The organism is Halomonas heilongjiangensis, assembly GCF_002879645.1.
GTDB classification, from domain to species: Bacteria; Pseudomonadota; Gammaproteobacteria; order Pseudomonadales; family Halomonadaceae; genus Halomonas; species Halomonas heilongjiangensis.
Genome location: NZ_PNRE01000094.1, coordinates 1 through 7,408 on the forward strand (window position 1 = coordinate 1; position 7,408 = coordinate 7,408).

Here is a 7,408-nt window from a genome sequence, read left to right on the forward strand (position 1 = left end):
GCCCGGCCGCCAGCGAAGCGCCCATCGCCAGCCCGCGGCCGTCGAGCTGACGCCGCGCGCCGGGGCACTCGCTGCCCGGTCACTGGCACACTGAGGCGGGATTGCTCATGACTGGCGAGCGGATCGATGTCTCGCCTGCCCCACCCGGAAACGGGTGGGGTTTTTCGTTGCCATCGATGGGCTGTGCCGAACGGCGGGATTCGCGCGCCACGCGTTGCATGCCAACGACGATGGCTCGATCGCCCATGCGGAGCTGACTTGGGGCGGCGGCATGATCCTGTTGGGGCACGCCGGCGCTCTCAGCTCATCTCCAGGGCTATACGGAAGGCCCCCGTGTAGCCCGCCCCGCTTTCGGTCAGCTCCAGCACCAGCTCGTCTCCGCCACTGCGCCGGTAGATGCCGTCCCGGGCATTGCGCACATTGCGTGGCCCCCTCTCGGCATAGGGGGCCTGCTGGTGCACCCGATCGGTCAGGGCATCGTCGAGGTACAGCTGCGAGGTGAAGTCCAGGCCACGCTCGGCCTCGGGGGCGGTGCGGATCTTGAAATGGATATGCACGGCCCGCCCCGAATACCAGCCGGGATAGAGGGTGGTGAACCGGGCCATGCCACGGCTATCCGTTACCTGGTAGCCGCGCAGGAAGCGCTGTTCACGAGTATCGAAGCGCCCCGCGAGATCCTGCACTCCCGAGTAGACGCCCAGGGCGTCGCACTGCCAGAGATCCACCACCGCACCGGGCAGCGGCGTGCAGGCTTCGCCATCGAGCCGAGAGACGTGAAACGCCAGCGCCACCGGCACGCCCGGCTTGCGGGTACCATCGGTGGGGTCCGTACGAAGGTCGCTGCGCTCGAGCCGGGCATCCACGAAGTAGGGGCCCTCCGTCTGGCGCGGCCTGGCCACGCAGGTGGGTGCGCTAGCCTGCGCCCCGCCGGCTGATGCCGTGATGCTGCCCGCCCAGCCCCAGTGTGACGCGACGGCGGCCACCCCGGCGAGACGCAGCAACCGGCGTCGGCTCAGCCCCTGAGGGCTTGGCATGCGGCCCCGTTTGGCCATCTCGCGACTCCTCGAACAATGCTTCCTGTAGCATAGCCCGCCTGGCTCAGGGGCAGCGGCATCCTGAGCGGGATTGATTCCCATCCGCGCGTGGCGCTAACGTAGTGATCCTAGTCCGCGGGATGACAGGGAGGGTTCACTCATGAGCGAGAACAACGACAGGAGCATCATCAAGCGGATCTATGTACCCGCCCACGTTCGTCAGCTCCCCAATGGCGAGCGCGTGAAGGTCCCGGGGCACTACAGGGCTCCCGAGAAATGAGCGACGACGGCCTCTGCCCCTGATCTTTCGCCATGCGGCAGCCCATCACCGGCTACCACCGCGACGAGGAGGGCCACTGGGTGGCCGAGCTCGCCTGCGGCCACCACCAGCATGTGCGCCATCAGCCGCCCTGGGTCGAGCGCCCCTGGGTCACCAGCGAGGCGGGGCGCCGTTCGCGGCTCGGCATGCGGCTCGCATGCGTGAAGTGCGATCGGGGCGAGCCCCGCGACACCCCCGAAAAGGCGCTAGACTAGTCTCGATATCTCGGTCGAGAGTCGACCCCATGGCCAAGTCCCGCGACTCCCTCGAACGCTACCGGCAGAAGCGCGAGGCCCGCCGCACCCCGGAGCCCATCGTCGACGAAGCCCACCGCGAGCAGCACGGCGGGCCGATCTTCGTCATCCAGCTGCACGATGCCTCCACCCGGCACTACGACTTCCGTCTCGAGGTCGACGGCGTGCTGAAGTCCTGGGCGGTCCCCAAGGGCCCCTCCACCGACCCGCGGGTCAAGCGCCTGGCCATCCCCACCGAGGACCACCCGTTGGCCTATGCCGACTTCGAGGGCGTGATCCCCGCAGGCGAGTACGGCGCCGGCACCGTGCTGATCTGGGACCGGGGCCACTACCGTAACCTGAAGGAAGGCAACGCCCCGCCCTCGGTCGCCGAGCAGCTCGCCGACGGCCACGCCACCGTCTGGCTGGAGGGCGAGAAGCTGCGCGGCGGCTATGCGCTGATCCGCACGCGGCTCGAGCAGGGCAAGGACTGGCTGCTGGTGAAGATCGACGACGAGGCGGCGGATGCCCGGCGCAATCCGACCTCCACCGAGCCCGAGTCCGTCCGGTCGGGGCGCACCCTGGAGCAGATCGCGATCGAGGAGGGCCAGGGCCGAAATGGACATTGACGACCATCGCATCGACACCTCTAACCGCGACAAGCTGTTCTTCCCCGAGGCTGGCCTGACCAAGGGGGACCTGATCGACTACTACGCCCGGGTCGGCCCCACCATGCTGCCGCACCTCGAGCGCCATGCGGTGAGCCTGCAGCGCTTCCCCGATGGCCTGGGCGGCGAGGGTTTCTACCAGAAGGACGCCTCGGACCACTTCCCCGACTGGCTCGAGACGGTGCGCTTCCCCAAGCGCGAGGGCGGCAGCTTCATGGCGCCGCTCATCACCGGCCGCGCGGCCCTGGTCTACCTGGCGGACCAGGCCATGATCACGCCCCACCTCTACCTGTCACCGGCCGATGACCTGGAACACCCCGACCGGATGATCTTCGACCTGGACCCGCCGGAGGACACCGAGGACTTCGCCGTCGTGCGACGTGCCGCGCTGGACCTGCGCGCCCTGATGGCGGCGCTGTCGATGGCGGCCTGGGTGCAGACGACGGGCTCCAGGGGCTTCCATGTGGTGGTGCCGCTGGACGGCAGCCAGGATTTCGACACGGTCAGACGCTTCGCCCATGATGCGGCCCTGCTGCTGGTCCGTCGCCACGAGGATCGCTACACCCTGGCCCAGCGCAAGAAGAAGCGTCGCGGACGGGTCTTCCTGGATGTGCTGCGCAACAGCTACGGGGCCACTGCGGTGGCACCCTATGCCGTACGCGCCCGGCCTGGCGCCCCGGTCGCCACGCCCGTGTCATGGTCGGAAATCGAGCGCGGGGCGAGCCCGCGTGACTGGACGATGCGCAACCTGTTTCGCCGACTCGCCCAGAAGGCGGACCCCTGGGCGAACATGCCCGGGCACGCTCATGCGCTGGACGCGCATCGCGAAGCGCTCGCGGCCCTGCTGGACCGCGAGGCCCCCGCCGATGAGGAAGGATAACGCCTGAGGAATCGCTACCCCTTGGGTCCGAGCAACAGCCAGATGATCAGGCCCAGCACGGGGAAGAACAGCAGGATCAGGATCCACAGCAACTTGGCGACCCCTCCCGCCGAACTCTTGGCCACCTTGACGATGGCCCAGACGACGATGATCAACCAGATCAGGCCCAGCAGGCCGCCCACTTCGATGCCCATATGCATGCTCCTTTGCCGTTCAAGGGGTTGCCCGGTCATGGGTAGCATATCCCCATGACCCGGCACAATCGGAATCGGTGACCGCCACGCCGAGCCGCGTTCAGCCGGAAGGCAGGTGGCCCGCCTTGATATAGACGAGGGCGCCGTCCGCCCCGGTGCGGGGCGTGTGCCGGCTCCCGTGCGGGGTGCGCAGCCAGCTGCCGGCCGGATAGCGGCCGTGCTCGTCGTGGAAGGCACCCTCCAGTACCAGGACCTCCGCCCCGCCCCGGTACTCCCGGGGGGCGAGCCGGACATTCGGCGCCCAGCGCTCCAGGGCCACCTGCTCGCCCTCGAAATCGTGGAGGGGCATTACCTCGAGCCCCTCCTGCTGCCCCGGCTGCCAATCGGCCGAGCGGGTATCGACGACCTTGCGCTCGGTGTCGTCCGGCGAGAACTGGTGCAGCTTGACGAAGAGGAGTGCCCCCTCGGCCCCGACCCGCGGCGCATGGGCGGTGCCGATGGGGTTGCGCAGGTAGCTGCCCGCCGGATAGCGGCCGTGCTCGTCGGCGAACTCGCCCTCGAGCACCAGGATCTCCTCGCCGCCGCCGTGCTCATGGGAGGGGAAGGTGCTGTTCGGTGCATAGCGCACCAGCGAAGTGGCGCGGGCCACCTCCTCACCGATGCGATCCAGCATCATCCGCTCCACGCCGGGCGTGGGCGAGTCCACCCAGCGGTAGGCCTCGGGGGTCACCACCGCCCGTCGGGAAAAGTCGGCATTGAGTCGCATGGCACCCTCCTCTCGGTGTTGGCCCACACCTTGCTTGTGAATGGCAGGCCCTCGCTCGGTAGAATGGGGGCTCCCCTCGCCATCCGCAAGGAGTCGCCCTTGGCCACCGGACTGCTGCTCAACGCCCTGATCTTCCTCGCCGCGGCGGTACTGATCGTGCCGGTGTTCAAGCGCCTGGGGCTGGGTGAGGTGCTCGGCTACCTGGCCGCGGGGGTGGTCATCGGCCCCTCGGTACTGGCCCTGGTGCCGGACGCCGAGGCGGTACTGCAGTTCGCCCAGGTGGGTATCGTCTTCCTGCTGTTCGTGATCGGTCTCGAGCTCAAGCCCGCGCGTCTCAGGGTGATGCGCAAGGCGGTGTTCGGCTTCGGCAGCCTGCAGGTGGCGGTGACCACAGCCCTGCTCGCCCTGGCCGCCTGGTCGCTGGGGCTGTCGCCGGCCGCCGCCCTGGTGGTGGGCTTCAGCCTGGGGCTGTGCTCCACGCCGCTGGTGCTGCACCTGCTCGGCGAGCGCAAGGAACTGCAGACCCGCCACGGCCGCCACGCCTTCGCCCTGCTGCTGTTCCAGGACCTCGCGGCGATCCCGGTGCTGGCGGCCATCCCGATCCTCGCCGCCGATGCACTGATGGCCGACGGTGCCGCACCGCTGCTGCGCGAGGTGGCCCTCGCCGCCGGCGCCTTCACCGGGCTGATCGTCGGCGGCCGCTACCTGCTGCGGCCGCTGTTCCATTATGCCGCCGCCACCCGCAGCCGCGAGGTGTTCGCCGGCACCGCCCTGCTGGTGGTGATCGGTGCCGCCCTGCTGATGGAGCTGGCCGGGCTCTCCATGGCCCTGGGCGCCTTCATCGCCGGGGTACTGCTGGCCGACTCGGAATATCGCCACAACATCGAGGCCGACATCGAGCCCTTCCGCGGGCTGCTGCTCGGGCTGTTCTTCATGGCGGTGGGGATGATGGCCGAGATCGGCCTGCTGGCCGAGATGCCGCTGGCGATCCTCGGCCTGACCCTCGGCCTGGTGCTGCTCAAGGGGCTCTCCGTCACGCTCGCCGCCCGGCTCTACCGCAGCGGCTGGAAGGAGGCCAGCAACCTCGCCGTGCTGCTCTCCCAGGGCGGCGAGTTCGGCTTCGTACTGCTCTCCGCAGCGGCGGCCGCCGCCCTGCTCGACCAGGCCCTGGTCAGCCTGCTGATCCTGGTGGTCTCGCTCTCCATGGCGACGACCCCGCTGCTGTTCCAGTTGCATGTCCATGGCCTGCGCAGGCTGTTCGTCACGCAGCGCGCGAAACCGGCCTACGACCGCCCCAGCGATGAATCGCCGGAGATCCTGATCGCCGGCTTCGGTCGCTTCGGCCAGATCATGGGCCGTGCCCTGCAGGGGCTGAAGATTCCCTATACCGTCCTCGACATCAATGCCGACCAGGTGGAGTTCGTGCGCCGCTACGGCAACAAGGTCTATTTCGGCGATGCCTCGCGAACCGACCTGCTCGAGGCCGCCGGCGCCGGTCGCGCCAGGGTACTGGTGGTGGCGGTGGGCGACCCCGAGGCTTCCATGCGCATCGTCGAGCAGGTCAAGCGCCGCTTCCCGCACCTCAGGCTCTATGCCCGCGCCCGCAACCGCTACCACGCCCACCTGCTGATGCGCGCCGGGGTCACCAACCTCGTGCGCGAACTGCTGCCGGCCAGCCTCGAGCTGACCCGCGAGGCCCTGGTCGGCCTGGGCATCTCCCGAGACCAGGCCCAGCACACCATCGACACCTTCCGCCCCCACGACGAGCAGGCGCTGAGGCGACAGCTCGAGGTGTTCGGCAACGAGAAGCAGCTGATCCAGACCATCCAGGAGGCGGCGCGCGAGCTCGAGGCCCTCTACGAGGCGGACGAGGACATCGCCACGCGCATGGAGGAGATTCCGCGCCGCCGCGACTGAGCACCATGACGCGTCCTCAGCCGAGCCGCCACCACTCGGGCAACCGCGCGCGCACCTCGCTGCGGGTAAAACGATCGTCCATCAGCACCAAGGTGCCGCGGTCCTCGGGGCCACGGATCACCCGACCGGCGGCCTGTACCACCTTGATCAGGCCGGGAATGCGGTAGGCATAGTCGTCGCCACGCCCGAAGCGGATCTCGAGGCGTGCCTTCAACGCCTCGTTGAAGGGGTCGGCGGGCGGCAGCCCCAGGGTGGCGATGAAGGCACCGATCAACCGGTCGCCGGGCAGGTCGATGCCTTCGGCGAAGGCGCCGCCCAGCACCGCGAAGCCGATGCCGCGGCCACCCGGTCGGAAGCGCCCCAGGAAGGCGTCGCGCTCGGCCTCCTGCATCCCGCGGGTCTGGGCCCAGGCGGGGACGTCGGGATGCCGCTCACGAAAGCACGCCAGCACCATCTCCAGATAGGCGAAACTGCTGAAGAAGGCCAGGTAGTGGCCCGGCCGCCGACGATACTGCCCGGCCAGCTCGTCGACGATGGGCGCCGCGGAGCGCTCGCGGTCGCGCAGCCGGGTCGAGATGTCGCCACGCACCCGCACCTCGAGCTGCTCGGCGGCGAAGGGCGAGGCCACCGCCTGCCAGACGCTGTCCGCGGGCAGGCCCAGCAGGTCGCGATGGTAGTGGCCGGGGCTGAGGGTCGCCGAGAACAGCACCGCACAGTGGGCCGCGGCGAACCGCGGGGCCAGGAAGTCCGCCGGCACCAGGTTGCGCAGCCCCAGCACCGCCCGGCCGCGCCCCCGCCGCGTCAGGTCGCACAGCGAATGCTCGCCGAACTGCTCGGCCAGGTGGCAGAAGGCCAGCGCCTCGAAGAGCAGCTCCTGCAGCTCGGCGCTGCCGCCCTCGGGATGCTCCCCCAGGTAGTCGGTGATGGCGGCGACGGTCCGCTGCAGCGCCCCCGACATGCCCTTGGGCACACCGTCCAGAAGGCAATAATCCGGCCGTTGCCCATCGCCCTCCTCTGCCGGGCCCGAGTCGCGCACCAGCTGCTGCCACTGCCGGGCGAGCCGACCCAGGGGCCCGGCCAGGGCCGGCGGCGCCGAGCGGCGCAGCCGGGTGAGCCGCCCCTGGTCGAGCTCGGCGCTGTACATGCCTCGCGCCCGCTCCACCAGGTTGTGGGCCTCGTCCACCAGCAGGCCGAGCCGCCAGTCGTTGGCCCGGGCCAGCCCGTGGAGCATGGCGTGGTGGTCGAACCAGTGGTTGACGTCGCCCACGGCCACGTCGCACCAGCGGGCCAGCTCCTGGCCCAGGTAGTAGGGGCACACCCGATGCGCCAGGGCCACCTCGCGCAGCGACTCGCGGTCGAGCCAGCCCCGCGCCACCGCCGCCTGGCGTGCCGCCGGC

8 protein-coding genes are annotated in these 7,408 nt (G+C 69.9%); 4 read left to right on the forward strand and 4 right to left on the reverse strand.

Annotated features, from left to right (window positions below):
- Positions 1–299: 299 nt before the first annotated feature.
- Positions 300–1,052, reverse strand: coding sequence for an intradiol ring-cleavage dioxygenase (locus C1H66_RS20235; RefSeq protein ID WP_205738709.1), 753 nt, complete (start codon positions 1,050–1,052; stop codon positions 300–302).
- A gap of 294 nt (positions 1,053–1,346) precedes the next feature.
- Between C1H66_RS20235 and C1H66_RS20240 the strand changes: the two genes are divergently transcribed.
- From C1H66_RS20240 to ligD, 3 genes are read left to right on the forward strand one after another with little or no spacing between them, the layout of a single operon-like run.
- Positions 1,347–1,568, forward strand: coding sequence for a DUF3565 domain-containing protein (locus C1H66_RS20240; RefSeq protein ID WP_102629681.1), 222 nt, complete (start codon positions 1,347–1,349; stop codon positions 1,566–1,568).
- Positions 1,569–1,597: 29 nt separating this feature from the next.
- The gene (locus C1H66_RS20245; protein ID WP_102629682.1) at positions 1,598–2,215 is read left to right on the forward strand and encodes a DNA polymerase ligase N-terminal domain-containing protein; all 618 of its coding nucleotides are present in this window, start codon (positions 1,598–1,600) and stop codon (positions 2,213–2,215) included.
- On the forward strand, positions 2,205–3,134 hold the full coding sequence (gene ligD, locus C1H66_RS20250) for a non-homologous end-joining DNA ligase (protein WP_102629683.1): 930 nt from the start codon (positions 2,205–2,207) through the stop codon (positions 3,132–3,134). The genes C1H66_RS20245 and ligD overlap by 11 nt, the downstream gene beginning before the upstream one ends.
- A 14-nt stretch (positions 3,135–3,148) precedes the next feature.
- Here the strand turns inward: ligD and C1H66_RS20255 are convergent, their stop codons facing one another.
- Both C1H66_RS20255 and C1H66_RS20260 read right to left on the reverse strand, forming a co-directional pair.
- Positions 3,149–3,328: a PLDc N-terminal domain-containing protein gene (locus C1H66_RS20255; protein ID WP_102629684.1), complete on the reverse strand. Its 180-nt coding sequence runs from the start codon at positions 3,326–3,328 to the stop codon at positions 3,149–3,151.
- Positions 3,329–3,428: 100 nt separating this feature from the next.
- Positions 3,429–4,094: a cupin domain-containing protein gene (locus C1H66_RS20260; protein ID WP_102629685.1), complete on the reverse strand. Its 666-nt coding sequence runs from the start codon at positions 4,092–4,094 to the stop codon at positions 3,429–3,431.
- Between the two features lie 99 nt (positions 4,095–4,193).
- On the opposite strand from C1H66_RS20260, the gene C1H66_RS20265 reads away from it, so the two are divergent.
- Entirely contained in the window at positions 4,194–6,011 is a 1,818-nt protein-coding gene (locus C1H66_RS20265; RefSeq protein ID WP_181423422.1) for a monovalent cation:proton antiporter-2 (CPA2) family protein, read from the forward strand.
- A gap of 16 nt (positions 6,012–6,027) precedes the next feature.
- Here C1H66_RS20265 and C1H66_RS20270 read toward each other — a convergent pair.
- On the reverse strand, positions 6,028–7,408 hold a 1,381-nt coding region (locus tag C1H66_RS20270; RefSeq protein WP_146010748.1), incomplete at its 5' end, for an ATP-dependent DNA helicase.